The organism is Actinosynnema sp. (assembly GCF_052038725.1).
Genome location: NZ_JBQGCX010001448.1, coordinates 1 through 1,944, shown reverse-complemented (window position 1 = coordinate 1,944; position 1,944 = coordinate 1). Strand labels below are relative to the sequence as shown.

Here is a 1,944-nt window from a genome sequence, read left to right as displayed (position 1 = left end):
GGGAGCAGTCGACCTGGTGGTGCAGGTCTCCACCCCTCCGTCGGTGGCGAGCGGTCTGCAGCGCGTCGGTCGGGCGGGGCACCAGGTGGGTGAGACCTCCCGCGGGCTGATGTACCCCACGACCCGGCACGACCTCGTCGGATCGGCCGTCACCGCTGCGCGGATGCGCGAGGGAGCCATCGAGCAGCTGTCGGTGCCGGCCAACCCGCTGGACGTGCTCGCTCAGCAGACGGTGGCCGCCACCGCACTGGAGCCGGTGGACGTCGAGGAGTGGTTCGACCTCGTGCGGCACGCGGCGCCGTTCGCCTCGCTCCCGCGCTCGGCGTTCGACGCCACGCTCGACCTGCTGTCGGGCCGCTACCCGTCGGACGAGTTCGCCGAGCTGCGCCCCAGGCTGGTGTGGGACCGCGACGCCGGAACCCTCACGGGACGGCCGGGTGCCCAGCGCCTGGCCGTCACGAGCGGCGGCACCATCCCCGACCGCGGAATGTTCGCCGTCGTGCTGGCCGACGGGGCTGACGAGGGTGCCGACGGCGCCGGGGGCACGAGAGCGCCTCGCAAGGTGGGCGAGCTGGACGAGGAGATGGTCTACGAGTCGCGGATCAACGACGTCTTCGCGCTCGGCGCCACGAGCTGGCGGATCCAGGACATCACGCACGACCGGGTGGTGGTGCTGCCGGCGTTCGGTGAGCCGGCCCGCCTGCCGTTCTGGCGTGGCGACTCCGAGGGACGTCCGGCAGAGCTGGGTGAGGCGATCGGGGCCTTCTTGCGCCGCGTCGGTGACGGTGAGGTCCCCCCAGACCTGGACGAGCGGGCCCGGACCAACCTGATGGCGTTCCTGTCCGAGCAGCGAGACGCCACGAGCGTGCTGCCGACGGACCGGTCACTGGTGCTGGAGCGCTTCCGCGACGAGCTCGGTGACTGGCGGCTCGTCCTGCACTCCCCGTACGGACGGCGGGTGCACGCTCCCTGGGCCCTTGCCGTGGGCGCACGCATCGTGGAGCGCTTCGGCGTCGACGGATCCGTGGTGGCGAGCGACGACGGCATCGTGGCCCGCGTGCCGGACACCGGCGGGGGTGCGGGGCCCTGGGCCGCAGACAGCACCGGCGGGGGTGCGGGGCCCTGGGCCGCAGACAGCACCGGCGGGGGTGCGGGGCCCTGGGCCGCAGACAGCACCGGCGGGGGTGCGGGAGCGGAGGAGCCGCCGGGGGCGGATCTCTTCGTCTTCGAGACCGACGAGCTGGAGCAGCTGGTCAACCAGGAGGTGGGCGGCTCGGCGCTGTTCGCGGCGCGCTTCCGCGAGTGTGCGGCGCGCGCCCTGCTGCTCCCCCGGCGGAACCCGGGCGCACGGGCCCCGTTGTGGCAGCAGCGCCAGCGATCGGCCCAGCTGCTCGACGTCGCGCGGAAGTACCCGGACTTCCCGATGCTGCTGGAGACGGCCCGCGAGTGCCTGCAGGACGTCTACGACCTCCCGGCCCTGCTGACGCTCATGAAGCGCGTCGCGGGCCGTGAGGTCGCACTCAGCGAGGTCACGACGCAGAAGGCGTCGCCCTTCGCCCAGACGCTTCTGTTCGGCTACGTCGCCTCGTTCCTGTACGAGGGCGACACCCCGCTCGCCGAGCGCCGGGCTGCTGCCCTCGCGCTGGACCCTGCGCTGCTCTCGGAGCTGCTGGGTCGGGCGGAGCTGCGCGAGCTGTTGGATCCCGATGTCATCGAGCGCACCGAGTCCGAGCTGCAGCGTCTCGCGGCCGACCGGCAGATGCAGGGTGTGGAGGGCGTGGCGGACCTGCTGCGCCTGCTGGGTCCGCTGACGGTCGAGGAGGTCACGGCTCGCCTCACCGACGACGACGCACGTCCCGCGCTGCAGGAGCTGCAGACGGCGCGGCGGGCCCTGCAGCTCCCGGTCGCCGGCGAGCAGCGCTGGGTCGCGGTGGAGGATGCCGG

1 pseudogene is annotated in these 1,944 nt (G+C 73.6%); it reads left to right on the top strand.

The annotated features are described in order from the left end of the window. Nucleotides 1-1,944: pseudogene (locus ACTUAL_RS30610) on the top strand (DEAD/DEAH box helicase); the annotation flags it as partial.